We start from the raw sequence: 25,258 nt of genomic DNA on the forward strand, positions 1-25,258 counted from the left end.
TCAGCTGCTCCGTTCCGGGTGTTCGGCCAGTTCACCGTCGGTGTAGTACTTCTCCAGCTCGGACAGCTCGAAACACCCGAGGAGGTCGGGACGCATGGGCGTCTGCGGCTCGGGAGTGACGGTGACGTCAGGGACGATGGGATCGCCAGCCCCATCGTTTAGGACTGCGCGGCACACCAGCAGGGTGTTGCGCCAGTGGGCGTCCATCTCCGGGTGATCGTCGCGGGTGTGCCCGCCGCGGCTCTCGGTGCGCTGCAGCGCCGCCTTGGCCACGCATTCGCTGACCAGCAGCATGTTGCGCATGTCGATGGCAAGGTGCCAGCCGGGGTTGAAGAAGCGGCCGCCCTCGACGGTGACGTTGTGCACCCGCACCTTGAGCTCTTCGAGCTTGTCGAGTGCCGCCTGGATCTCGTCTTCCTTGCGGATGATGCCGACCAGGTCGTTCATCGACTGCTGCAGCTCGGCGTGCAGCGTGTACGGGTTCTCCGGTTCGGGGTGCTCGTCGAACGGTGACAGCGCCATCGTGGTGGCGGCGTCGACGGCGTGCTCGAGGACCTTCGGCCGTTCCTTGAGACTGACGACGTAGTCGGAGGCACCCATGCCAGCGCGACGGCCGAACACCAGCAGGTCCGACAGCGAGTTGCCGCCGAGCCGGTTGGAGCCGTGCATGCCGCCCGAGCACTCGCCTGCGGCGAACAGGCCGGGTGTGGTTGCGGCGCCGGTGTCGGGATCGACCTCGATGCCACCCATCACGTAGTGGCAGGTCGGGCCGACCTCCATCTCGTCCTTGGTGATGTCGACCTCGGCCAGCTCCATGAACTGGTGGTACATCGATGGCAGCCTGCGCTTGATCTCCTCGACGGGGATGCGCGATGCGATGTCGAGGTAGACGCCACCGTGTGGGCTGCCGCGGCCCGCCTTGACCTCGGAGTTGATGGCGCGGGCCACCTCGTCGCGGGGAAGCAGGTCAGGGGTGCGGCGTGCGGAGTCGTTGTCCTTGAGCCACTGGTCGGCTTCTTCCTCGGTTTCGGCGTACTGGCCCTTGAACACCGAGGGGATGTAGTCGAACATGAAGCGCTTGCCCTCGGAGTTCTTCAGCACACCGCCGTCGCCGCGGACGCCCTCGGTGACGAGGATGCCCTTCACCGACAGCGGCCAGACCATCCCGGTCGGGTGGAACTGGATGAACTCCATGTTGATCAGCGAGGCACCCGCCCGCAGCGCGAGGGCGTGTCCGTCGCCGGTGTACTCCCACGAGTTCGACGACACCTTGAACGACTTGCCGATGCCGCCCGTCGCGAGCACCACTGCCGGTGCCTCGAAGAGGATGAACTTGCCGGTCTCGCGGAAGTAGCCGAGCGCCCCGGCGATCCGGCGCTGCCCTTCCCCCGTCGCTCCGCTCGCCCCCTCATCCAAGACCAACTCGGTGATCGAACACTCGTGGAAGACCTTGATCCGCGCCTCGTAGTCGCCGAGTTCGGCGTTGTCCTCCTGCTGCAGCGAGACGATCTTCTGCTGCATGGTGCGGATGATCTCCAGGCCGGTGCGGTCACCGACGTGGGCCAGCCGCGGGTAGGTGTGGCCACCGAAGTTGCGCTGGCTGATCCTGCCGTCCTTGGTGCGGTCGAAGAGCGCGCCGTAGGTCTCCAGCTCCCAGACCCTGTCCGGGGCTTCCTGCGCGTGCAGTTCGGCCATCCGCCAGTTGTTCAGGAACTTGCCGCCACGCATGGTGTCGGCGAAGTGGATCTGCCAGGTGTCCTTGGCGTTGGCGTTCTTCATGGCGGCCGCGCAGCCGCCTTCTGCCATCACCGTGTGCGCCTTGCCGAACAGTGACTTGGTCACCACGGCGACGCGTAGGCCCCGTTGGCGCGCCTCGATTACCGCTCGAAGCCCTGCGCCGCCGGCACCGATGACGACCACGTCGTATTCGTGCCGCTCGACCTCAACCATCAAACCTCACTCGCCTATCGAAAATACAGTTGTGAATTGACTTGCTAACCAATGAATCTCAGGTCGGAGATGGTGCCGCTGGCGACCAGCATCACGTAGAAGTCGGTGAGCATCAGCGTGCCGAGCGTGATCCACGCATACATCTTGTGTCGGGTGTTGAGCCGGCTCACCTGTCCCCACATCCAGTAGCGGACTGGGTGTTTGGAGAAGTGCTTGAGCCGGCCGCCGACCACGTGGCGGCAGGAGTGGCAGGACAGCGTGTAGATCCACAGCATCACGACGTTGACGACGAGAATGACGTTGCCCAAACCGAATCCGAATCCGGTCGGCGAGTGGAACGCCTCGATCGCGTCGTAGGTGTTGATCAACGAGATGATCCCGGCGATGTAGAAGAAGTACCGGTGCGTGTTCTGGATGATCAGCGGAAGCCGGGTCTCGCCGGTGTACTTCGCGTGCGGCTCGGCGACGGCGCATGCGGTCGGCGACTGCCACACCGAGCGGTAGTAGGCCCCTCGGTAGTAGTAGCAGGTCAACCGGAACAGCAGCAGGAACGGCAGCGACGCAGCGGCATAGGGCAGCCACCACACGTCGGGCAGGATCTGTGGCCAGAAGCCGCTGGCTTCAGGGGTGCAGCCCGTGCTGATGCACGGCGAGTAGAACGGCGTCAGGTAGTGGTATTCCGGGACGAAGTAGTTGTTCTGCAGGAACGCCCGCACCGTCGCGTAGATCACGAACGCGGCGAAGCCGAGGTCGACGATCAGCGGCGACTGCCACCATCGGTCGGTGCGCAGCGTGCGCTGCGGGATCTGGGCACGGCTCGGTGAGAAGACCCCGGTCGCTTTGCGGCCGGCGGTGGGTGCGCTCACTGTTCCCTCTCGATGGTGGTTGTCCCGGAAACGTCTGCCGCGGAGTTAGCCGGCGACGCCCCCGTCGTCGACTTCGCCCCAGAAGGTGGTCTCGTACTGCGTGTCCGGAATCGCGATCTTCTCCCCGGCGTGGTGGTGCTGCGCCGTCCCTCTCGTGATTTCGAGTTCCTCGGCGTCGATGTCGAGCCGATCGATGTCGTTGAGAATGCGCTCGGCATCATTGACGATGCGGCGCATCGCAGGGGTGTCGCCGTAGCGTGAAGCCAGTGACGTCACGCACCGCCGTAAGCCACCGATCAGTTCGTGTAGCTGGGCGAGTTCGGTAGTGGTGGACAAGAGATCGACCTCCTTGGGCTGAAGGGTGTCAGCAATCACAGTACGACAATCGATGCTAGCCACATCGCCAGATCGGCGTGACACAGGTCACGTTCAAGAGTGGAGGTTGACGAGTTGTCCAAGCAGGTTCTTGAGGAGCGGGCCAACGCATTGCTGGCCCTGCACGTACCCGGCGATCCGGTGATTCTGCCGACGATCTGGGACGCGTGGTCGGCAAAGTTGGCCGTTGACGCGGGGTTTGCCGCGCTCACCGTCGGCAGCCATCCAGTGGCCGACTCGGTCGGCAAGGCCGACGGTGAGGGAATGTCGTTCGACGACTTGATCGATCGAGTTGGTCAGATCACCGGCGCGGTCGACGCGCCGATCTCGGTCGACATCGAATCCGGTTACGGCGAGGCGCCGCAGCGGATCATCGAGGGGCTGCTCTCGGTGGGCGCGGTTGGGTTGAACATCGAGGACACCGTGCACAAGGAGGGCAAGCGGCTGCGCGCGCCAGAGGAGCACGCAGCGCTCGTCGGGGAATTGCGCAAGGCGGCCGACGCCGCAGGAGTGCACGTCGTGCTCAACGCCCGAACGGACCTGTTCCTGCGCAACGACGGGGACGACGCGGACCGCGTGGAGCGGGCGGTGGCCCGGTTGAAGCTGGCCGCCGATGCCGGTGCGGACAGCCTCTATCCGGTCGGCCGCCATGACGCGGACACCCTGATGCGCCTGGCCTCCGAGCTGCCGTTGCCGATCAATGCGATCGCGATACCGGATCAGGACGACCCGGCGTCGTTCGGCCCTCTTGGCGTCGGCCGGATCAGCTTCGGCCCGTTCTTCCAGCGCGCGCTCTCGGGGCGGGCAGAGGAGATTCTGGCGCGCTGGAGTTAGCTCGTTTCCCGGCCGTTCGGCTGGCCGGTTTAGCATGCCGCCCGTGAAGGACGAGGACGGGCGGCTGGACTGGCATGACCACCCTGGCGTGATCTGGGCCGCGGGTCTGGCCGCGCTCGCCCTGGTGGGATTGCTGGTGTACGCGGTGATCCGGGTGTCGGGCGGGTCGTCGCTGCTGCCTGGCGACGCGCCGACGGCCACCTCCTATGCCACCACGTCGTCGAGCACGGGTAACTCGACGACCACCAGCTACGCGGTGCCGAGCGTGCAGACCAGTGAGGACACCGGGGCGCCGGTGACGGGCCCGCCGCCGGAGGCGTCGACGGAGGATCGGTCCGGGCCGACGGAGACGACGACGTCCACGACGATCTACAACCCGTACAGCTCGACCACCCCGACCAATGCCGGCCACATCTGACGGCTCACAGCGACCGCCGAGCACGCGTGAGCACACCGTGATGGGCGCTTCACACGACGCGACATGTCGGCAATATCGGCTCCCTAGCCTTCGGCCATGGGTTTTGCGAAGACGGCTGTCCTTGTCGGGCACGGCATGGTCGGCCACCGGTTCGTCGAGGCCTTGCGTTCCCGCGACGACGCTGGCGACTGGCGCGTCGTGGTGCTCGCCGAGGAGGACGACGCCGCCTACGACCGCGTTGGGCTCACCGGCTACACCGAGCATTGGGACCGTGGCCTTCTCGCTCTGCCGGGCAACCGGTATGGGGGCGACGACCTCGTCGAGTTGACGCTGCGCGACCGCGTCACCGACATCGACCGGTCCGCGAAGCACGTGACGACGGCGCAGGGCCGACGCATCTCCTACGACGCGCTGGTGCTGGCTACCGGGTCGTATGCGTTCATCCCGCCCGTGCCCGGCCACGACCTGCAGAACTGCCACGTCTACCGCACGCTGGACGACCTCGACGCGATTCGCGCGGACGCGACCCGTGCCGTGTCGGCAGGCACCGCGGCCGGAGTGGTGATCGGCGGTGGGCTCCTCGGCTTAGAGGCCGCGAATGCGTTGCGCCAGTTCGGCTTGCATGCACACATCGTGGAGCGCGCACCGCGCCTGATGAACCAGCAGCTCGACGAGGCCGGGTCCGCTCTGCTGAGCCGGATGATCGGCGGGCTGGGCATCTCGGTGCACGTCGACGTCGGCACCGACTCGATCGAACGGCTCGGTGACGACGCGGTCAGGGTGCTGCTCGGTGACGGCACGCTCATCGATGCAGGTGTCGTGATCTTCGCCGCAGGTGTCCGGCCGCGCGATGACCTGGCCCGGTCGGCGGGGTTGCCCATTGCCGACCGTGGTGGCGTGCTGACCGACTCATCCTGCGCCACAGTGGATCCCAACGTCTACGCGATAGGCGAGGTGGCGGCGATCGACGGGCGCTGCTATGGGCTGGTCGGGCCTGGGTACACCAGCGCCGAGGTGGTCGCCGACCGGCTGATGGGTGGTGCCGCCGAGTTCGGCGAGGCGGACACGTCGACCAAGCTCAAGCTGCTGGGCGTCGACGTGGCGAGCTTCGGCGATGCGATGGGTAGCACCCCGGATTGCCTCGAGGTGGTGATCAACGACGCGGTCAAGCAGACCTACGCCAAGTTGGTGCTGTCCGACGACGCCGCCACGCTGCTCGGCGGCATCCTGGTGGGCGATGCCTCGGCCTACGGCATGCTGCGGCCGATGGTCGGCGAACTCCTGCCTGGCGACCCGTTGGGGATCATCGCACCGAGCGGAAGTGATTCGGGCGGTGCGCAACTGGGCGTCGGCGCGCTGCCGGGTGCCGCGCAGATCTGTTCGTGCAACAACGTGACCAAGGGCGATGTCACCGATGCGATCGCGGCCGGCTGCGGAGACGTTCCCGCGCTGAAGGCCTGCACCAGGGCGGGCACGTCGTGCGGGTCGTGCGTGCCGCTGCTCAAGCAGCTGCTCGAAGCGGAGGGTGTCGAGCAGTCCAAGGCGTTGTGCGAACACTTCGCGGTGTCGCGTGCGGAGCTCTTCGAGATCATCTCGGCCACCTCGGTGCGCACCTTCTCGGGGCTCATCGCACGTCACGGCACCGGAATGGGTTGCGACATCTGCAAACCCGTCGTCGCGTCGATTCTGGCGTCGACGAGCAGCGACCACATCCTCGACGGCGAGCAGGCCTCCCTGCAGGACTCCAACGACCACTTCCTCGCCAACATCCAGAAGAACGGCAGCTACTCGGTGGTGCCGCGGGTGCCTGGCGGCGACATCACCCCCGAGCAGCTGATCCTCATCGGTGAGATCGCCCGCGACTTCGGCCTGTACACGAAGATCACCGGAGGCCAACGGATCGACATGTTCGGCGCCAGGGTCGACGAGCTACCCGAGATCTGGCGACGCCTGGTCGACGGCGGAATGGAATCCGGCCACGCGTACGGCAAGGCGCTGCGGACCGTGAAGAGTTGCGTCGGCAGCGACTGGTGCCGCTACGGCCAGCAGGATTCCGTGCAGATGGCGATCGATCTCGAACTGCGCTACCGCGGCCTGCGCGCCCCGCACAAGATCAAGATGGGGGTGTCGGGCTGCGCCCGCGAGTGTGCGGAGGCGCGTGGCAAGGACGTCGGCGTGATCGCCACCGAGACCGGCTGGAACCTCTACGTCGGTGGCAACGGTGGCGCGACGCCACGGCACGCCGAGCTGCTGGCCGGTGACCTCGACGACGAGACGCTGGTCCGCTACATCGACCGTTTCCTGATGTTCTACGTCCGCACTGCCGACCGGCTGCAGCGCACCGCGCCGTGGGTGGAACAGCTTGGGCTGGAGCACGTTCGGGAAGTCGTCTGCGACGATTCGCTCGGCCTTGCCGCCGAGTTCGAGGACGCGGTCGCCCGCCACGTCGACGGGTACGCGTGCGAGTGGAAGGGCGTACTGGACGATCCGGACAAGCTGTCGCGCTTCGTGTCGTTCGTCAACGCGCCCGACGTCGCCGACCCCACCGTCGCCTTTACGGAGCGGTCCGGCCGCAAGGTACCGATCGGCATGCCCAAGTTCCGTCCCCTTCAGGAGACCACGTGACCCTTCTCGAGCACCTCGACGACCTCGACCTGCAGGACGACCCGGTCTGGACGACCGCATGCGGCTATGACCGTCTGGTGCCCTGCCGCGGCGTCGGCGTGCTGTTGCCCGATGGCACGCAGGTGGCGCTCTTTCGTCTCGACGACGGATCGCTGCGGGCGGTCGGCAACATCGACCCCTTCTCGGGTGCCGCGGTGATGTCGAGGGGGATAGTCGGAGACCGGTCGGGCCGCGCCTGTGTGCAGACGCCGGTCAAGAAGCAGGCGTTCGCCTTCGACGACGGCCAGTGCCTCGATGATGCCGCGGTGGCGCTGCCCATCTTCCGGACCCGCTTGACCGCCGACGGTGACGTGCAGGTCGCCGCCTAGCGCAGGAGCCGCAAGACCCCGTCGACGATGGCCTCGACGAACTTCTTGTCAACGGTGAGGCCGGCGAACAGACGCCGGTACATCACGGGGCCAGCCAGCTGATCGATGGCCATGTCGACGTCGATATCCGGTTGCAGTTCACCGCCTTTCGCGGCGGCTTCCAGGATCGCCCGAAACCCGGCAGAGCCCGACAGGTAGAGGGTCTCCTTGAGTTCGGCGAATGAGCGATCGAATGGCGCGCGCTCCAGCACTGCGCGCATGGTCCGTTCGCTCGCCGGGTCGTAGAGCAGGCGTCGCAATCCGTTCAGTTCACTGATCAAGTCGGCGCGCACGTCTCCGGTTCGTGTGGTCCTGGCCTGGCCGATCCGCTCGACGATCGCGTCGTGGATGAGCGCTGCGACATCGGGCCAGTGCCGGTACAGCGTGGTGCGGCCGACTCCGCTGCGGCCTGCGACGGCGACGTGGGTAACGCCGGTCCAGCCTTGCTCGGCGAGGAGTTCTCGGACTGCGGTCAGGGCGGCCTCTTGGCTCCTCAGCACCCGTGGGTCGGGGCCACGATCGTCGCTCACTGAAACGGGTCCTCCGCGATGGGGTGGGGATCACATCTTGTGGAACATCTTGCACCAAAGTCAACTGTGGTACACACTGTTCTATAGATATGGAACAGAATGTTTCACAAACTGAGCGAGGGGAAGACCGTCATGGACCGTCCGGACGTCACGATGATGCTGGTGGCACACAACGCTTTCCGACGCGATCTGGCCCGAATGCAGGCGGCGGCGTCGCGGGTAGACGATCCGGTCACCCGCAAGGCACTGCGCGCCGGCTGGGCGAGGTTCAGTCAGTACCTGACCATCCATCACGTCGCCGAAGACCACACGCTGTGGCCGCCGATGCGGGCGAAGCTCCGCGATCGGATCGACGAGACGCGCTTGCTCGACGCGATGGCCGACGAGCATTCCCAGCTCGACCCCGTGCTGCACGACATCGACGACAACCTGACGCAGGGATCTGCCCCACGCCTGGTCGTCCTGTTCGGCGCTCTCGCCGACCTCTTGGCCGGGCACCTCGAGCACGAGGAGGCCGACGCATTGCCGCTCGTACGGGAGACGCTCACCGCAGCGGAGTGGAAGGCGTTCGGCGACGACCAGCGGCGCCGTGTCGGCGTGAGCGGCGCGGGCTGGTTCTTCCCGTGGCTGCTCGACGGCACGTCGCCTGACGTTCAAGCGACGGTATTGGCCATCGTCCCGGCGCCGCTGCGGGTGGTCTACCGACTGATCTGGGAGCCACGGTATCGGCGTCGATCGCCGTGGCATCTCACGCCCAGCAACCCACTCGTACAGGAGGATTCATGAAGACCATGCTGATGAGCACCGCGGCCATCCCGGTGACTCCCGAAGAACGCAGTTCGCGTCGCCCGGTAGCGCGCGACGTCGAGCTCTACCAACGCATGCTGCGCAAGTACGAGCAGACGGCACGGCTGGCCGACGAACTCGGCTTCGACGGTCTCGGTAGTACCGAACACCATCTGCAAACCGAAGGCGGGGAGTCGATGCCGAATCCCCTTCTGCTCTATGCCAAGTTGGCGGCGGTTACCTCTCGGCTTCAGTTCATGCCCATGTCGGTCGTCGTGACGTCGCACGATCCGATCAGGGTTGCCGAGGACCTTGCCCTGTTCACGCACATGTTCCCTGGCCGGTTGGCCGGTGTTCAGTTCGCCCGCGGCTATCAGACCCGCTGGATGCAGACCTTGACCCAGTCCGAAAACGTCGTCGCCCTGAACCCGTTGTCCGATCAGCGAAATCGCGACAGGTTCAACGACTACCTATCGGTCATCGAGAAGGCGTGGACAGAGGATTCCTTCAACCACCACGGCGAGTTCTACCAAGCGCCCTACCCGGCCGACGGGATCCGTGACTGGCCGCTCGCCGGCTGGACGCGCGCCTACGGTGGGCCCGGGGAGGTCGACGCCGACGGTACGGTCCGCGAGATCGGCGTCGTGCCGAAACCGCTGCACCAGCCAAGGGTCTTCATTCCGAACACGTTCTCGCCGCAGACGGCGATCGACTCCGCCCGACACGGACGCACCCTGGTCTTCGCGGCGGGAAGCCGCGAGCGGGCGCGCGCCACCGCCGAGCTCTACCGCCACACCGCGCGCGACGCGGGCCGAGATCTGCGTCTGGGCCAGAACTTCGGAGTCCTCGCGAAGATCGCCTTCGGCGACACCTACGACGACGCGTTCGACTACGCCGTCCGAACCTACGGCTTCTGGTACCAGAACTTCTTCCAGAAGTTTCGGTTCACCGAGGTGTTCCGCACCGAAGCCGACGACCCCAACGCACCATTCGACCTCGGTGATGCACGGGCGTTGACACAACGGATGATCGACAGCGGCCATCTGCTGTGCGGCACTGCCGACCAGGTCCGCGAGCAAATCACGGAGGTGGCGAGCGTCTACGGTGGCGGTGCTCTCGAGTGGTTGATCTACGAGACCTGGGGCCAGTCACTGCCCGACGACGAGGACGGCGACGTCCACCGCTACCAGCTGAGCACCTACGCCAAGGAGGTCATACCGGCGTTCCGGTGACCGCTACAGCGCGCGCAGCAGTCGCTTCTCTGCGGGCTGGCAATCGACGTCGACGACGTCGTCACGGATCGAGGTGTTCCACAACTCGACCGTCTGCACCAGCCAGTAGGCGCCGAACTCGGCGATCAGCGCCACCTCGACGACGAGCACCGCGTGGTTGAAACCGTCGAGGACCAGGTGCGTCGTCACCGCAGCGACCAGCGTCAGCGCCATCGCCAGCGAGATCACCTGGTAGACACGGTGATACGTCCGCGTGTTCGGGCACTTGTCCTCGTCCTGCCGCCCGGCGAGGAACGCGTTGATCAGCACCGTGACGATGAACGAGACGAACATCGTCACTGCAGCCATTCCGTGTGCGTTCGCCACTAACCACTGCGGAGCGAAGATGAGCGTCAGCAGGCCGACCGCGAGGACGGCCCGCTGGATCCACGTGGCGACCTCGCCGAGCGGGCTGCGGGTGCGCCCGGTCCTGGTGCGGCGGTACATCCACCACGACGCGACGCGGGCCAGCACCAGCGCGATGACGAGCGCCCACACGTTGTCGACGACCGCGTCGTCGGTCAGGGCGCCGACCGGAAGGGCGGATTCACCGCACAGCAGCACCGGCCGCGACGTCGGCACGAACGCGACGACGAACGCCAGGATCCCCGCCAGATTCAGCAGGATGTCCTCGGTGTCCCTGCTGCCCTTGTAGACGATCAGGAGTGTGCCGATCGCGCAGATCGCGCCGATGAACACACCGTGCGCCGAGGTGAAGTAGTACGCGCTGATGGACGTCTGCCAGCAGGTCGCGCCCGCGCGCTCGATGATCAGCGCCGCGGCGAGCAGTACCAGCATGACCGGGATGCCGCCGCGCAGATACCGGTAGGTGTCCAAGGCGGTGTCGCGGTCCATGCCGCCATTCTGCGCTCAGGCGGCGACAGGCAGCCGGGCTCGCCGGAACCGGCTTGCGACGAGCCGCACGACTCCGGGATGAGTGCCCAGCGGGTCGGTCACGACGTCGGCGCCGGAAGCCCGCAGTCGATCTTGAAACAGCCCGTCAGCCAACAGATATGACGCCACGACCACCCGGCGCGCGCCGCGGGACCGCAGACGGTCGACGACGTCGGCAACACGGGGTTCCCCGGTGGCCGCGTAGGCCATTTCGACCCGGCGTCCGATCGCGGCCGACAACAGTGCGGCGGTCACGCGGAGGTCGCGCAGTGCACAGGGATCCGAGGTGCCCGCCGAGGCCATGACCACGGAATCAGAAGGTCGCCAACCAGATTCCACCAGGCGGTCGGTCATCACGCGCACCAGCTGTGCGGACGGGCCGAGTGGATCGGTGACGATGACGTCGGGGTGACGGCTGGCGGCGACGTGCGCTGGGATGTCGGTGCGCACGTGATATCCGCTTGCGAGGAACGCGGGGACGAGCACGGAGGGGCCGGGCACTGCACGCAGCACGTCGGCAGGCGTCGGCCCGAGAACGTCGACGAACGCGGTGCGGACCGGGACGCCGAGCACGTCGCCTACCCGTTCGGCGAGATCGCCGATCATCGTCACGCCGTGGGCCTTGCGGGTGCCATGCGCGACCAGAATGGGATTCACGCCACGCCCGCGGGGAACTCGTCGACGGCCAGTCGGTACCCGCGCTTCACCACGGTCGACACGATCTGCTTGTCGCCCAACGCCGTTCGCAGCCGCAGCACGGCGGTCTCGACGGCATGCGTGTCCGTGCCGCACCCCGGTAGCGCGTTGAGCAGGTCGCGGCGGGCCACCACGGTGCCGGGCCGATGGGCCAGCGCGCGGATGGTCGCCATGCCCGCTGGCGAGAGTTCCTTGACCACGCCATCGACAAGCACGCAGGTGCCCCGGATCTCCAGCACGTGGCCTGCCACCTTCACGGTCCGCGACTGCAGCAGCGGGAGCTCGTCGGTGATGTGGCGGGCCAATGCGCCAAGCCGCATCCGCTCCGGCGCGGACGTCGGCACCCCGAGACGCACGAGCGGCCGGGCGGTCACCGGCCCGACGCACATGGCGTGGACGTCGGTCCGCAACGCCGAGAGCACCCGGTCTTCGAGGCCCAGTTCGACGGCACGCATGAGCATCGCCGCAACGGCAGGAGCGGAGGTGAAGCTGACGGCGTCGAACTTGCGCTCGGCGATGCCAGCCACCAGCTGGTCGAAGGCGCCGTGGCGGGGTGCGGGATGCCAGCGGTAGACACGGATGGGCACCACCTCGGCGCCCGCCGCACGCAGCTCGTCGAGGAACTCGGGGTAGGGGTCCCAGTCGTCGGTGGCGCCGTGCAACTGCACCGCGATCCGCAGCCCGTTGATGCCCCCTTCGACCAGATAGTGGACGACCTCACGGGAGGACTCCGATTCGGGTGACCACTCCTCGGGCAGCCCGGCCGCCCGCAACGCGCCGGTGGCCTTCGGCCCCCTCGAGACGACCCTGGCCTTGCTCAGTCCCTCGATCAGGTCATTGGCCAGCCCCCAGCCGTCGGCGGCGGCGATCCAGCCGCGCAGGCCGATGCCCGTGGTCGCAATCACCACGTCCGGCGGTGCCGCGATCAAGGCCTTGGTGTGCTGGTGTAGCTCGTCGTCGTCGGGCAGCGGGACCATGGCGATGGCTGCGGCGCTGGTCACGGTGGCGCCGCGGCGTTGGAGTAGCGCGCTCAGTTCCTCGGCGCGTCGTGCGGAGGTCACCGCCACACGGAAACCGGTGAGCGGTGCCCAGGTGGGCTCGGCCATACCCAACAGTGAATGCACCGCGTGTTTCCGAGCGATTACCCGGCCGTTGCCGGGCCATGTCGCGGGTGAACGGACACGAGAACTTCCCCTCACTGCTGAGGCGGTGGGTCTGTGAACTCTTAGTCGGTCACCAGACGTCGCCGTCACGCCAGTCGCAGGTGATCTCGGCCGTGGTGTCGAGCACCATGCCGTGCGGCAAGCCGACGGGCATCACGAACAACGACCGGTCGTCGTCCGACGTGCGGGTCACCCCCGCGGGAGCCAGCACGGACGTCGTGCCAAGCCACGGCAGCCAGCCACGCGCGACGTACAGAGGCCTGCCCGCCTCCGAGGCGCTGAGCGCGCCCAGTTGATACGCGCCACGCAGCACCTGCTCGAGCGCGTCCATCACGGCCATCGCCAGACCCTGACCGCGCGCGTCCTCGCGCACGGCGACCGCTTCGAGGTAGCCACAGCGCAGCGCGGTGTCACGAAAGATCATTCGGCGCTGCACGACGGCGCCGTGCGCAAGCAGGGCTCCGTGCTGGCAGATCAGGGCGTGCATGCCCCCGAGCGCGTGTTCCCAGTCGTCGTTGGTGAAGTCGATTTCGCCGTCGCCGAACGCTTCGATGACCATCCGCCGGGCACCCTCACGGGTCTCGGCGTCGAGGTCTGCGGTGTGGACCAGGCGCGCGGTCAATACCCCGCGCACGCGAGGAGCACCATGTACCTCTGCGATCACACCTAAGTTCCTACCAGGGTGAGCCGACCCGTGTCGTGCTCAGTTCACATTCGGGCGGCGCGGCCGCGACCAGTGCAGCCGAACGTGCTGGCCGGGGCGGATCTGGGCGATCTTGTCGATGTCCGCGTCGGCCACCACACCGATCACCGGATAGCCGCCGGTGACGGGATGATCGGGGCCCAGAATCACCGGTAACCCGTTGGGCGGCACTTGTATTGCACCGCGGGTGGCGCCCTCGCTGGGAAGCTGGCGGTCGGGCCACCGGTACTGCAGTGGCCGGCCCGCAAGTCGCATGCCGACCCGGTCACTGCGGTCGGTGGCGATCCAGTCGGTGTGCACGAGCGCGTCCGGGTCGGTGAACCAGTCGTCGCGCGGGCCGGGCACCACCAGCACCTCGAGCAGGTCGTCGGCGATCGAGGCCACCGGCGCCTGATCCAGTTCGGGGAAGTCGTCGGTGTGATCGCCCACGTTCAGCACGTCGCCGGCCTGCAGGGGTTGCGGGCCGATCGCCGACATCACGTCATAGCTGCGCGAGCCGAGCACCGGTGCCACCTCGATGCCGCCACGGACCGCCAGATAGCTGCGCAGGCCGGAATTCGGTGACCCCAGCGAGATCACCTGGCCGTCGTGGGCATAGTGAATGCTGTTGGTGCCGAAGGGAACTCCGTTGACCGAGGGATTGGCGTCGGCACCCGTGACGGCGATCGCCACGTCGTCCCCGTGCACCCGCGCGGAGAAGCCGCCGAACATCACCTCGATGGTGGCGCGGTCGTTGGGGTTGGCGACGAGACGGTTGGCCAGGGTGTGGGAGCGGCGGTCGGCTGCCCCGGAGCGGGTCACACCCATGTGTGCGAGGCCGGGCCTGCCGAGGTCCTCGAGCAGGGCCAGCGGTCCGGTCTTGATGATTTCGAGCGTGCTCATCGGTGACCTCCTAACCGATCGCGCGGAAGCGGACCCACGAGCCGGGGGTCAGCAGTGCGGGTGGATCTCGGTCGATGTCCCACATCACGGCGTCGGTGTGCCCGATCAGCTGCCAGCCGCCGGGTGACTCGCGGGGGTACACGCTGCTGAACTCGCCGGCAAGGGCCACCGAGCCGGCCGGTACCCGGGTGCGTGGATCCGCGCGGCGCGGGACGTTCAGGCGCTCGTCACCGCCGACGAGGTACGCGAAACCCGGTGCGAAGCCGCCGAATCCAACGCGCATCGGGGCTGCAGTGTGCGCGGCCACCACCTCGTCAGGAGTGAGGCCGGACAGTCGGGCCACCTCTTCGAGGTCGGCCCCGTCATAGGTGACGTCGATCTCGACGTCGGCCCGTTGGTCGATCGGTGCGGTGGCGTCATCGACCGCGACCTGCTCGATCCGCAACTTGGAGAGCCGCAGCCGGGTCGGCTCCTGGTATCGCGGGCCAGCCAGCTTGAGCAGCACGGTCCTGGACGCGGGCACGATGTCGAGCACGCCGAGCAGATCGGCCTCGCGCAAGGCGCCGTTCCATGCCAGCACTTCGGCAGTGCTCTCGAACTCGAGCAGCAGCCCTTGGTCTCCGTAGTCATGAACGGTGCCCAGCGACATCACGTCCATCGATTCCGCGGTCACGGTCATCCTCATAAGCTACCCACGAGTAGGTAACTTCATACCAAGCTTTAACACCTCGCCAGAGGAGCCTTAGCAAAGGCTCATACGGCGAGCTGGTAAGTCGGTTCGTTTCGCTTGATGTAGGCGATCACGCGGTAGGTGATGGGCAGCATCACCACTTCGACGGCCGTCTTGTAGAACCAGCCCTGCGCGGTGTAGATGACGAAGATCTTGAAGCTGTCGATGCCGATCGCGTTGGCCGCGATGCTGCAGAACACCAGTGTGTCGCCGAGTTGGCCGGCGAAGGTCGAGCCGACCAGCCGGGCCCACAAGTGCTTCTCCTTGGTGCGCTCCTTGATAGCGACGACAACCCAGGCGTTGATGGTCTGGCCGACGATGAACCCGGCCAGCCCCGCGATGATCAGCTGCGTATAGGCGTGCACGACGTTCTCGAGCGCCGCTTGGTTGGGGTAGAAGTCGGCAGCCGGGAGGTAGATCGTCACCCAGAACGCGGCCGCGGCCAGGACGTTCATCGAGAATCCCAGCACGATCGCGCGACGGGCGGCCTTGAACCCGTACACCTCGGAGAGCACGTCGCCGATCACGTAGGTCAACGGAAACACGATGAAGCCGCCGTCGGTGACGATCGGGCCGAACGCGACGCCCTTGGTGGCGGTCACATTCGAGATGATCACCAACGCCGTGAAGACCGCGACGAGGATCGGATAGTAGGCGGATCCGACCTTGGCGAAGGTGGGCCGATCTCCGTCGACGAGTTCTGTCACCCGGTCATCTTCTCAGGTGAGCACCTTGGCGATCAGCTGTGGCAGTTGGTCGGCCACCACGGCGTAGGACAGCACGCTGGCGAAGGCTATCGCCCCCGCCAAATCCTTGCCCGTGAGGACGTTGCGGTTGGTCTTCGTCGCCTTCAACTGGGCGAACGTCGGATCGGCCAGCAGGGCGGCTTGTTCCTCGTCGCTCTCGGTGGTCCAGATCAGCACGTCGGCCTCGTCGAGCATCGACGCGGCGTGATCGCGCGGGACCAGTGCCTCGTTGGCCTTGACGTACTTGTCGATGCCGTCGGGTATGACGAACCCCATCTGGGCCAGGAAGTCGGTACGCCAACCCGCAGGAGTGATCTGGGCGACGTCCCCGGCGAAATTGCCACGCACCAGGAACACCTTCTTGCCGCTGAACGAGGGGTTGTCCTTGCCCGCCTTGACGAACCGATCGTCGACACCCGAGATGAGCGCGCCCATCTCGGCGTCCTTGAACACCGCCTGGCCGATCGTGGTGGCCTGGCCCCTCCACGGTTCGAAGAAGGCGTCCTCACCGGACTGGGCGATGGTCGGGGCGATCGCCGTCAGCTTGGCGTAGGTGTCGGCGTCGAGGCCTGAGTTGGTCGCGACGATGAGATCGGGCTTGCACGTGGCGATTTGGTCGATCTGGATACCGTTGGACAGGTCGAGCACGACCGGCCGCGCGGTGCCCAGTTTGGGCTGCGCCCACGGCCACACGCCGAACGGTTGATCGCCGAACCAGGTCGTCACGGCGACCGGCACCACGCCTACTGCAAGCAGGTCGTCCTGGTCGGTGTAGCCGGCGCTCACCACGCGCTTGGGCGGGCCGGGGATCTTGGTCTCGCCGAAGGCGTGCCTGATGGTGACGGAGCCGTCCTTGGCTACCACGCCGGGCTTCTCCGAATTGCAGGCAGCGGCAGTGACCGCGAGGCCCGCGGTCATCGCAAGGAAACTCCGCCTGGACCACGTTGAGCGCACGCGGCCGAGCGTAACCGCTAACCCAGAGTGAAGCTGCCGAACAACACCGCGGCCAGGCCGAGCGCGACCACGATGTTCACCACGGTGGCCGACGCAAACAGCGCGATCGGTCGCCAGCCCGCCTCACGAAGGCCCTTCAGGCTGAACTCGAGGCCGATCGAGACGAACGCGAAGATCAGGAACCAGGTGCGCAGGTCGTTGACGGTGGCGATGGCGTTCTTGTCGCCGCCCCACTGCAGGTACAGGGTGCCGATCACCGACGCAGCGATGAAGCCGAGCACGAACTTCGGAAAGCGCTGCCAGAACTGCCCGATGGATGGCCGGGCTTCTTCGGCGGACTTGCGTTCGATCTTCAACGCGAAGTAGGCGGTAAGGGCGATCGCCACGACGCCGATCAACGCGTTCTGCGTGGTCTTGACGATGGTGGCGATCTGCAGTGCGTCTTCCCCTGCGAGTGCACCGGCCGCCGCGACGGCCGCGGTGGTGTCGATGTTGCCGCCGATCCAGGCACCGGCCACGGCATCGGAGAGGTGCAACACGTCAGAAAGCCACGGCAACAAGAAGATCGACGGTAACGCGAAGGCGATCACCAGGGAGGCGGCATACGCCAGCTGTTCGCGTTTGGCCTGCACTGCGCCCGCGGCGGCGATGGCGGCGCTGACCCCGCAGATCGACACCGCGGAGGCGAGCAGGGCGCGCAGCTTGTCGTCGAGGCCAAGCCTGCCGCCTAGCCACCAGGTGAAGCCGAACACGATGGAGATCAACAGCAGCGCTTGGATGATCGCGGGTCCTGCGGCGGTGACGAGCACCTTGAGGTTGATCGATGCGCCCAGGAGAACCAGGCCGGTCTTGATGAAGAACTCGGTGCGGAAGCCGTGTGAGAGCGCGTCGCGCACGGCCAGTTTGGTCAGTATCGCGTTGCCGATCAGCCCCAATGCGATTGCGTAGATGGGGAATTCGATCGAATTTGCCACCTTGGCGAACGGTGTGCCCGCCGCCCAGTGCGGTACCTGGGTTTCTAGGAAGCGGGTTGCAGAACCAAGAACGAGGACGACGAGGACACCCGCGATCGCGTAACCCAGTACGGGTCGCGTGGTCGCGGGGTGTTCCTCGGCGTCCTCGGTGGTCGTCTGTTCGGTCATGGGATCACGCCGCCCGGTAGGGCGCCGGCGAGCACGAACGCCAACAGTGCCAGGCCGACGATGACGGCGAGCCAATCCTCGTTCATCGGCCGCACGCTACCGACGGGCGCGAGCGGTAGCCCCGGTTGCGATCAGCGCGAACACAATCCTGAGCGAGCACTGCGGATGTCCTGTGACGGGAACACCGATCGATCGCGCCAAGGGTGATGTTCGTAGCAGTTCGGGTCCGGGTACCAGTGAACAGACGTACACCGAAACGTTCGCCATACCGCACCAGAGCGGAGCTGCAGAATGGGTTCGAAACTCAAGAGTCTGACTCGATGGAGCGTCGCGCCTGCCAGACACGTCGAGACGGCGCTGACTCCGAAGGTCAACGTTCTGCGGGGTCTGGCCGCCCGCGCCACGACGCCGCTGCTGCCGGACGACTACCTCAAGCTGCTCCACCCGTTGTGGACGGCGCGGGAACTCCGAGGCGAAGTGGTGGGCGTTCGGACCGAGACGGCGGATTCCGCGACCGTCACGATCAAAACCGGGGTGGGGCTTCTCGGCCGACTACCAACCGGGGCAGTACGTGGGAATCGGCCTGCGCGTCGACGGCCGTTGGCATTGGCGCTCGTACTCGCTCACCTCGATTCCCCTGCGGGACAACAAGCTCCTGACGATCACCGTCAAGGCGACGCCAGAAGGCTTCCTGTCCACACACCTGGTCAACGGCGTAAAGCCGGGAACGATCGTCCGGCTCGCCGCACCCAAGGGAGACTTCGCGCTGCCGGACCCGCCGCCACCGAAGGTCCTGTTCGTCAGCGCGGGCAGCGGCATCACCCCGCTCATGGCGATGCTGCGCTCGTTGAAGGCACGCGGGCAGCGACCGGACATCGTGCACGTTCACTCCGCTCCATCGGCGGATTCGGTGATCTTCCACGACGAGGTCCGCGAATTGGAGACGACGCAGCCCGGCTACCGACTGCATCTTCAGCTGACCGAGCAGGACGGCAAGGTCGAGTTCGAACGCATCGATCGCCTGGTATCGGACTGGAGACATCGACAAACGTGGGCGTGCGGTCCCACTCCCATGCTGAACGCGGTCGAAGCGGTATGGGACGCCGCCGGGCGGCGGGACGACCTGCACACCGAGCGGTTCGCCATTGCGCGCACCGACAAGGGTGGCGAGGGTGGCACGGTCACCTTTGAGATCTCGGACAAGACCATCGACATCGACGGTGCCACTTCGCTTCTGGAAGCCGGAGAGAAGGTCGGGATTCAGATGCCGTTCGGCTGTCGGATGAGCATCTGCCAAACCTGCGTGCTGCCTCTGGAATCCGGCTACGTCCGCGACTTCCGCTCAGGAGACGAGCACGGCGCGGGCGACCGCATCAACACATGCATCTCCACCGCATCCGGAGACTGCACCTTGAAGATCTAAGAGGAAGGACGACACATGGCCATCACCGACATCAAGCGGTACGCACACCTCACCGCCGAGGACGTCGAATCCTTGGCGGGCGAGCTCGATGCCATCCGCGCCGACATCGAGGAATCCCGCGGCGAGCGCGACGCCCGCTACATCCGCCGGTCCATCCAGCTGCAGCGTGGACTGGCCGCGGCCGGTCGGATCGCCCTCTTCGCCAGCCGGAACAAGGTGGCCTGGGTTGCAGGGACGGCCATGCTGGGCACCGCCAAGATCATCGAGAACATGGAACTCGGACACAACATCACCCACGGGCAGTGGGATTGGATGAATGACCCCGAGATCCACTCCACGGAGTGGGAGTGGGACACCACCTCACCGAGTGTGCACTGGAAGAAGTCGCACAACTTCATCCACCACAAGTACACCAACATCGTCGGCATGGACGACGACATCGGTTACGGCATCATGCGTCTCACCCGCGACCAACGGTGGGAGAAGTGGATGATCGGCAACCCCGTCTACAACCTGTTGCTCGGCACACTCTTCGAATGGGGCGTCGCCGCACACGGACTGGACGACGAAGTACCGCAGGGGCGAGAAGTCCATGGCCGAGGTTCGCAAGGACCTGCGGATCATCGGGAAGAAGGTCGGCAAGCAGGTCGGCAAGGACTACCTCGTCTTCCCGGCATTGACCGGGAAGGCCTGGAAGCACACGCTTGGCGCAAACGCGGTCGCCAATCTGATTCGAAACTATTGGTCGTACATGGCCAACTTCTGCGGACACTTCCCGGATGGCGCAGAGAAATTCACAAGGGAAGAGTTCGACAGCGAAGCCCATGCGGAGTGGTACCTACGACAGATGCTGGGATCGGCCAACTTTCACGCCGGACCACTGATGGCATTCATGAGCGGCAATCTGTGCTACCAGATCGAGCACCATCTGTTCCCCGACCTGCCGAGCAACCGCTATGCGGAGATCGGCGTCCGGGTGCGGGCGTTGTGCGACAAATACGACCTGCCGTACACGACGGGATCACTTGGTAGCCAGTACATGCAGTCGTTCTGGGCGATTCTCAAGCTGGCCCTGCCCAACAAGCTGCTCAAGGCCAGCTCCGACGATGCGCCCGAGACGCACTCGGAACTGAAGTTCCGCATCTATGACGGAATGCGGGAGAGCTTCGGAGTCGACCCGGCCACCGGTAGGCGACGTGGTCTCCGTACCGCGATCCGCGAGGTGCAGAACGGCGCGATGGCCACCGCCTGAGCGTCAGGTCAGCGCGTCGTAATCGTTGATACGGCTGCGGATCTCGTCACGCGCACGGCTCACCGACTCGCCGATGCGGCCGCGGGCGGCGTCTGCCACGGCGCCGACCTCGTGGCGCTCGCGGCTGAAGACCTCCCGCAGGTCGCCGCCCTGCGTGGCCGACGTGGCGAGCGTGAACGCGGCGTTGAGCGCCGATGCCGTGACGGTGCCCTGAGCGCGCACGACGGTTTCGGCGACGTCGGCGGCCCCGACGACGACGGCGTTGGGCAGGGTGGCCTGGTTGCCGACGTACTCGCCGACCGCGCTGCGAACCCGGCCACCTGCGCCGGTGACGACCTCGCGGACGGAGGTACCGGTGCGGGCGAAGGCCGTCGGCAGCGTTGCGCCCCCACGGATCTCGCCGACGACGCCGGCCGGCGCCTGAGCGAGGGCGACCGTCACGTCGGTGGCAGCGTCGACGAGCTGGGTGCTCAGACCCTGGCCTGCGACGAGCTGGCGCTCAAGGACGTGGCGGATGACGATGCTGCGAGTCGATTCGCGCTCTCCGCCGTCGATCTCTGCACGGTCGTCGTCGGTGTTGACGACCTCGACGACGGTGACCTCGGTCGGCTCGGAACGGACCTCCTCCGCGGCCTGGGCTTCATCGATGGTGGTCTCTGGATCGATGGCCGCTTCTTGATCGATGGTGGTGTCTTGGTCTGGCATCAGGGGTCCTCCGTCGCAGTGTTGGAACTCCAGTCAGTCCACACCGCCCGACCGACTCGCAGCCGGCGGGCAGGACAAGCGCGGATGAACCGCTCGTTTACCAACGCCAACGCCCCCGGTCACCGATGACCGGGGGCGCGGTGTCGAGGTGGGGACTCAGACGCCGACGATCTCCTGCGCAAGGGCAGCGATGCGGGTCTGAGCGGCCGAGACGATGCCGTGGCGATCCTTGTTGGCCTCTTCGTAGGCGATGATCGCGCGGATATCGGCAGGAGCCTCAAGCTCCCTCACCGCCGCGACCGCTTGGTTCACGTTGAGGTCGTCGTACTCGGTGATCGGCAGCTCGTCGACCCCGAGTGCGCCGGTTGCGGTGCGCACCGAGTGAATTGCGTCCGCGGCGTCGTCGGCACCTTCCTGTCGGGAAGTGGTTTCGGCGGCGTCCAAGGCGGCGTCGCGCGACGCGGTCATGGTCTTTACGGCCACGCCGCCGGCATGGGCTCCGCGGCTGAACAGCTCACTGACGGCCGGGGGAGCCGAGCGGACGGTTTCGAAGGCCCGGTCCAATCGGCGAGCGGACCACGTCACGGGGAGGTTGACCAGCTTGACCGCAGTACCCGCTGCAACCTGAAGGGGTGTGCGCCGCAGTGCGGCCGGGCCGCCGAGGGCGTCCTCGGCCAGCACGATGGTCCACCAGTCGACCGTGGCCGAGTGCGCGGTGATCAATCGGGTCGCCAGCTTCTCGACGTCGATGTTGCCGGCGGAAACGGCCAGAGCCTTCAGGTAGCGGGCGCGGTCGAGCAGTTGGTGCTCGAGCACCAGGTCTCCGAGCAGCGCCTCGTCGAACGGCTGGGCTTGCTCGGTGAGGGCCTTGACCGCCGCGGCGAGGCGGCCGATGAACGGCCCGATCACGTCGGGGAAGCCGCCAAGTTCGCGGATGGCCGATTCTATGGACTCCGCGCGGTCGCGCGCGTTGGAGGCGTTCTCGGTGAGTTCCTTGCGAACCGCGTCCGTCCGGGCCTGCGCGATTCGGGTCTGCGCGACCTGGATTTCGGTATTGGTCAGTTCGAGTACGGCACGCAGCTGCGTGACCAGCGTGGTGGTGTCTGTCATGGTGTTTCGCCCCTTTGGCGTTGACGGAATGTGTCGGCGCGGGCTGCACCACTAATTCGGCTACCCGGGTCGCGCCGGGGACTAACGCGGAGGCCGGTGTGTCCTAGGTCACTCCGCGCGGCGGATGAACCCCTTGGTGCGCATCAGGAAGTCAGCGAGATAGCCGTCATGCGGAATGTGCTGTGCCGCAAGGTGTGTGGGTACGGCACCGCGGTAGACATTGGTGACGCTGGGCTCGGCGAGCAGTGCGTCGATCAGAATGTCGTCGCTGGTGATCGCGGTGACGACCAGGGAGTTCCGCAGCGCAGCCAGGCCGTCCTCGCGCTGCCAGCCCGATATCCACACACAGGGGAACGGAAGCTCGACGTTGATCATGCGCACGTCGGGTCGGCGCAGCAGGTGCACCGCCGGGCGCAGCGCCGCGAAGCCGTCGCCGAGGTCGGCGACCACCTGATCGGCGCCGAGCAACGCCTCCGCGCCGACCGCTGCGCGGGCGAGGTACTCCGCGAGAGCGTGCGCGTTGGCGACGGGGGTGGTTGGGAGAGTCGCATTTTCGTCGATGTTCGGTAGTGACTTGAGTGCCGACAGCCGCGCGGCGATGGCGTCCGCGAGCGGAGCGGGGTCGCCCTCGTAGAGCACGGCGGTGGCGTTCACGCACGCCATGCCGCCCAGTCCGGCGATCGAGTCGACGATCACGTCGAGGTGCTCGCGCCAGTCCTGCTCGGCGGTGATGACGATCTTGGTCCGGCCGGGGCCGTTCACCAGCACCGTCGGGTCGTCGGCGTAGCGGCTCGCCACGTCCTGACCGCCGTACACCAGCGCGAGGTCGGCGGCGCGGACGAGTTCGTCGGCGGTGGCGTGATCGGACGGCAGGAACAGCGCGTCCTCGTCGTGAAAGCCGGCGCGACGCAACGCCGTGATGAGCCGGTGCGCGGTGAAGGGCTCCCGCCGCGACGGCCGTACCGCAACCCGGTAGCCCAGTGCGAGGGCCTGCGGCCACAGGCCGTGCACACCGGGGGCGTTGCCGGGTGCGTGCACGGCGAGCACCTCACCGCGGCGCGCCCACACCGCGCCGCCGGGTTGGTCGCGCCAGTCGAGGGTCGCGCCGGTCGGGCGGGCCGGCCGCACCGCGTCGAGGGCGGTGGCCAGGGAGTCCGCGACGACGCGGGCGCCCGCACGGGCGACGGCCAGCGGCAGGCCCGAGACGCGGCAGGTGAGCGCGACGTAGTCGTCGAAGCCGAGTCCGGCGATCGAGGACGTCACGAAGATCTCCGCCGCGTGGGGCAACGCCGCCTCGCGATCGGCGAACGGCAAGGGCGGTGCCGCCCGCTGCGCGTTGATCGACCGCGTGACGAACAGTCGCGGCACCAGGCTCATCGCGGCGACGGGCACCCCGCCCGTATCGCAGATGAGTTCACGCTTGCGCGTTGGGTATTCGCTGCTCGGACCGAGGGCGTCGAGCGCGACCAGATCACATTCCCGTCGCTTCGCTCGCCCCAGGTCACCCGTCATGGTCAGTACACGCCTTCGATGACGGGTTCACCGCCGAACACGGCGACGGGCGCGACCTCGCTGACCGAGTCGCCGACGTGTCCGGCCGGGCCTGGTGTCCGGATCGCGGTATCGCGCTCCAGGTTGTTCGGAATGAACATGCCCTTGCTGACGTGGTTCATCACCACCTGGCCCCGCTCGCCGTACGGCACCTGCTCACCGGTGTCGGGGTCGATGACCCAGAACACCACGTACGGGCTCCTCGGGTCGAAGACGAACGTGTCGCCCGCGATTCTTGTGGCGGCCTGCGACAGGATCATGGTGCTGCCGAACACCGTCGCGACGGCAGTGTCAGGGAACATGTCGCGCAGCACGTCGAGGGTGTCCAGGTCGACGTGCGCACCGCTGAGCAGCATGTACCGGATCTTCTCGTTCAGCAGGTCCACGAGGGCGTCGTCGCGGGCCATGGTCTCCAGCAGCGGGGGTGTGGCGTGCAGGTTGGCCACGGACTGCGTCTCGAGGATGAAACGAGCCTGATCGATCACGTGGTCGACGTACGCCGCCACCTCGGCGGTCGCGTCGCGGGCGGCGAGTTTCTTCACCCACCGTGGATCGAGGTCGATCGGGTGGAACGTCGACCCGAGGCGCTCGGCGACCTCGCGGTCGAAGTGGCCGACGCCGTGCGGGCCGCTCGGCATCATGCACAGCAGCCCGCGGCCAGGCACGAAACCGCCCGCCGTGAAGTCCTGGACCTGCCAGCGGGTGACCTGCTCGACCCAGTCGGGGAGTTGCGCGGTCCGCTTCGGGGCTCCCGTCGTGCCGCCGGATTCGTAGATCCGGGGGATCGGAAGCGGTGACCCGTAGCCGCGGGGGATGAGGTCTTCGACTGGCACGCTTCGCAATTCGTCGACCAGGTTCGGGAACAGGCGAAGGTCGGCGTACGTCCGGATCTCGGTCAGCGCGTCGAAGTCCAGGCCCTTGGCGGCTTGCAACCAGAACGTCGACCCGGTGTCGGCGCCGAAGTGCCACGCAATCGCTGCCCGCAGGTAGGCGTCGGCGTCCGTCGGCGGTGTCTCGCGGGGCACGTCGAGCAGGGTGAAGTCTGCCGTGAAATCGGAATCGGCCACGTCGCCCATCCTGACGCAGCGCGCCGGTCGTAAGCGGTTGGCGCCACGAAACATTCGGTGTCCGGACGGCGAACAGCGGGTATGCAGCGATGTCCGGAAAGTGCGCCGAACGTTCGCTCAGCACTTGACTCAGGAGTGTTGGGCGCCCAACATACATGGCATGAACTGTTGCGCATAG

General features: G+C 66.8%; 23 protein-coding genes and 2 pseudogenes. 8 read left to right on the top strand and 17 right to left on the bottom strand.

The annotated features are described in order from the left end of the window. The 3 genes from HNP02_RS17005 to HNP02_RS17015 are packed head-to-tail and all read right to left on the bottom strand — an operon-like array spanning nucleotide 1 to nucleotide 3,152. On the bottom strand, nucleotides 1-1,950 hold the full coding sequence (locus HNP02_RS17005; protein WP_184440443.1) for a fumarate reductase/succinate dehydrogenase flavoprotein subunit: 1,950 nt from the start codon (nucleotides 1,948-1,950) through the stop codon (nucleotides 1-3). 44 nt (nucleotides 1,951-1,994) lie between these two features. Continuing rightward, a complete protein-coding gene (locus HNP02_RS17010; RefSeq protein ID WP_184440446.1) occupies nucleotides 1,995-2,816 on the bottom strand; it encodes a hypothetical protein in 822 nt (273 codons plus the stop codon). A 45-nt stretch (nucleotides 2,817-2,861) separates the two neighbouring features. Further along, nucleotides 2,862-3,152 (bottom strand): hypothetical protein, encoded by a 291-nt coding sequence (locus HNP02_RS17015; RefSeq protein WP_184440448.1) that lies wholly within the window; start codon nucleotides 3,150-3,152, stop codon nucleotides 2,862-2,864. Between the two features lie 99 nt (nucleotides 3,153-3,251). Between HNP02_RS17015 and HNP02_RS17020 the strand changes: the two genes are divergently transcribed. From HNP02_RS17020 to nirD, 4 genes are all read left to right on the top strand, one after another. Then, complete coding sequence (locus HNP02_RS17020; protein WP_375373680.1) at nucleotides 3,252-4,025, top strand: isocitrate lyase/phosphoenolpyruvate mutase family protein; 774 nt, start codon at nucleotides 3,252-3,254, stop codon at nucleotides 4,023-4,025. Nucleotides 4,026-4,068: 43 nt separating this feature from the next. Further along, the gene (locus tag HNP02_RS17025) at nucleotides 4,069-4,443 is read left to right on the top strand and encodes a hypothetical protein (RefSeq protein ID WP_184440450.1); all 375 of its coding nucleotides are present in this window, start codon (nucleotides 4,069-4,071) and stop codon (nucleotides 4,441-4,443) included. Between the two features lie 96 nt (nucleotides 4,444-4,539). Continuing rightward, nucleotides 4,540-7,068, top strand: a complete 2,529-nt coding sequence (gene nirB / locus HNP02_RS17030) for a nitrite reductase large subunit NirB (protein ID WP_184440452.1) — start codon at nucleotides 4,540-4,542, stop codon at nucleotides 7,066-7,068. After that, a complete protein-coding gene (nirD, locus tag HNP02_RS17035) occupies nucleotides 7,065-7,436 on the top strand; it encodes a nitrite reductase small subunit NirD (RefSeq protein WP_184440454.1) in 372 nt (123 codons plus the stop codon). Before nirB ends, nirD begins: the two co-directional genes overlap by 4 nt. On the opposite strand, the gene HNP02_RS17040 is transcribed toward nirD, so the two are convergent. Next, the gene (locus tag HNP02_RS17040) at nucleotides 7,433-8,005 is read right to left on the bottom strand and encodes a TetR/AcrR family transcriptional regulator (RefSeq protein WP_184440457.1); all 573 of its coding nucleotides are present in this window, start codon (nucleotides 8,003-8,005) and stop codon (nucleotides 7,433-7,435) included. The two genes, nirD and HNP02_RS17040, sit on opposite strands and share 4 nt — an antisense overlap. A 132-nt stretch (nucleotides 8,006-8,137) precedes the next feature. Between HNP02_RS17040 and HNP02_RS17045 the strand changes: the two genes are divergently transcribed. Next, nucleotides 8,138-8,791, top strand: a complete 654-nt coding sequence (locus HNP02_RS17045) for a hemerythrin domain-containing protein (protein ID WP_184440459.1) — start codon at nucleotides 8,138-8,140, stop codon at nucleotides 8,789-8,791. Beyond that, a complete protein-coding gene (locus HNP02_RS17050; protein ID WP_184440461.1) occupies nucleotides 8,788-10,023 on the top strand; it encodes an LLM class flavin-dependent oxidoreductase in 1,236 nt (411 codons plus the stop codon). The genes HNP02_RS17045 and HNP02_RS17050 overlap by 4 nt, the downstream gene beginning before the upstream one ends. Before the next feature lie 3 nt (nucleotides 10,024-10,026). On the opposite strand, the gene HNP02_RS17055 is transcribed toward HNP02_RS17050, so the two are convergent. The 9 genes from HNP02_RS17055 to HNP02_RS17095 form a co-directional block, all read right to left on the bottom strand. After that, entirely contained in the window at nucleotides 10,027-10,917 is an 891-nt protein-coding gene (locus tag HNP02_RS17055; protein WP_184440463.1) for a hypothetical protein, read from the bottom strand. A 15-nt stretch (nucleotides 10,918-10,932) separates the two neighbouring features. Next, nucleotides 10,933-11,613: a sirohydrochlorin chelatase gene (locus HNP02_RS17060; protein WP_184440465.1), complete on the bottom strand. Its 681-nt coding sequence runs from the start codon at nucleotides 11,611-11,613 to the stop codon at nucleotides 10,933-10,935. Next, nucleotides 11,610-12,758 (bottom strand): uroporphyrinogen-III synthase, encoded by a 1,149-nt coding sequence (locus tag HNP02_RS17065; protein ID WP_184440467.1) that lies wholly within the window; start codon nucleotides 12,756-12,758, stop codon nucleotides 11,610-11,612. The genes HNP02_RS17060 and HNP02_RS17065 overlap by 4 nt, the downstream gene beginning before the upstream one ends. A 127-nt stretch (nucleotides 12,759-12,885) precedes the next feature. Then, entirely contained in the window at nucleotides 12,886-13,479 is a 594-nt protein-coding gene (locus HNP02_RS17070) for a GNAT family N-acetyltransferase (protein WP_184440469.1), read from the bottom strand. A gap of 39 nt (nucleotides 13,480-13,518) precedes the next feature. Next, nucleotides 13,519-14,400 (bottom strand): 5-oxoprolinase/urea amidolyase family protein, encoded by an 882-nt coding sequence (locus tag HNP02_RS17075; protein ID WP_184440471.1) that lies wholly within the window; start codon nucleotides 14,398-14,400, stop codon nucleotides 13,519-13,521. A 10-nt stretch (nucleotides 14,401-14,410) separates the two neighbouring features. After that, nucleotides 14,411-15,079 (bottom strand): allophanate hydrolase subunit 1, encoded by a 669-nt coding sequence (locus HNP02_RS17080; RefSeq protein ID WP_184440473.1) that lies wholly within the window; start codon nucleotides 15,077-15,079, stop codon nucleotides 14,411-14,413. A 74-nt stretch (nucleotides 15,080-15,153) separates the two neighbouring features. Beyond that, nucleotides 15,154-15,837, bottom strand: coding sequence for a queuosine precursor transporter (locus tag HNP02_RS17085; RefSeq protein WP_184440480.1), 684 nt, complete (start codon nucleotides 15,835-15,837; stop codon nucleotides 15,154-15,156). 12 nt (nucleotides 15,838-15,849) lie between these two features. After that, nucleotides 15,850-16,830, bottom strand: a complete 981-nt coding sequence (locus HNP02_RS17090; protein WP_184440482.1) for an ABC transporter substrate-binding protein — start codon at nucleotides 16,828-16,830, stop codon at nucleotides 15,850-15,852. A 17-nt stretch (nucleotides 16,831-16,847) separates the two neighbouring features. Beyond that, nucleotides 16,848-17,972, bottom strand: a complete 1,125-nt coding sequence (locus HNP02_RS17095) for a YeiH family protein (protein WP_184440484.1) — start codon at nucleotides 17,970-17,972, stop codon at nucleotides 16,848-16,850. A gap of 291 nt (nucleotides 17,973-18,263) precedes the next feature. On the opposite strand from HNP02_RS17095, the pseudogene HNP02_RS17100 reads away from it, so the two are divergent. After that, nucleotides 18,264-19,395 (top strand): annotated as a pseudogene (locus HNP02_RS17100) (ferredoxin reductase). Between the two features lie 15 nt (nucleotides 19,396-19,410). Then, a pseudogene (locus HNP02_RS17105) lies at nucleotides 19,411-20,647 on the top strand (fatty acid desaturase family protein). A gap of 3 nt (nucleotides 20,648-20,650) precedes the next feature. Here HNP02_RS17105 and HNP02_RS17110 read toward each other — a convergent pair. From HNP02_RS17110 to HNP02_RS17125, 4 genes are all read right to left on the bottom strand, one after another. After that, nucleotides 20,651-21,352 (bottom strand): hypothetical protein, encoded by a 702-nt coding sequence (locus HNP02_RS17110; protein WP_184440486.1) that lies wholly within the window; start codon nucleotides 21,350-21,352, stop codon nucleotides 20,651-20,653. Nucleotides 21,353-21,508: 156 nt separating this feature from the next. After that, nucleotides 21,509-22,462 (bottom strand): ferritin-like domain-containing protein, encoded by a 954-nt coding sequence (locus HNP02_RS17115; protein WP_184440488.1) that lies wholly within the window; start codon nucleotides 22,460-22,462, stop codon nucleotides 21,509-21,511. Between the two features lie 108 nt (nucleotides 22,463-22,570). Further along, nucleotides 22,571-23,932, bottom strand: coding sequence for an aldehyde dehydrogenase family protein (locus HNP02_RS17120; RefSeq protein ID WP_184440820.1), 1,362 nt, complete (start codon nucleotides 23,930-23,932; stop codon nucleotides 22,571-22,573). A 44-nt stretch (nucleotides 23,933-23,976) separates the two neighbouring features. Continuing rightward, nucleotides 23,977-25,089 carry a phenazine antibiotic biosynthesis protein gene (locus HNP02_RS17125; RefSeq protein ID WP_184440490.1) on the bottom strand — a complete coding sequence of 371 codons (1,113 nt, stop codon included), beginning with the start codon at nucleotides 25,087-25,089 and terminating at the stop codon, nucleotides 23,977-23,979. Between the last annotated feature and the right edge of the window lie 169 nt (nucleotides 25,090-25,258).

This window comes from Mycobacterium sp. AZCC_0083 (assembly GCF_014202335.1).
Taxonomy (GTDB): Bacteria; Actinomycetota; Actinomycetes; order Mycobacteriales; family Mycobacteriaceae; genus Mycobacterium.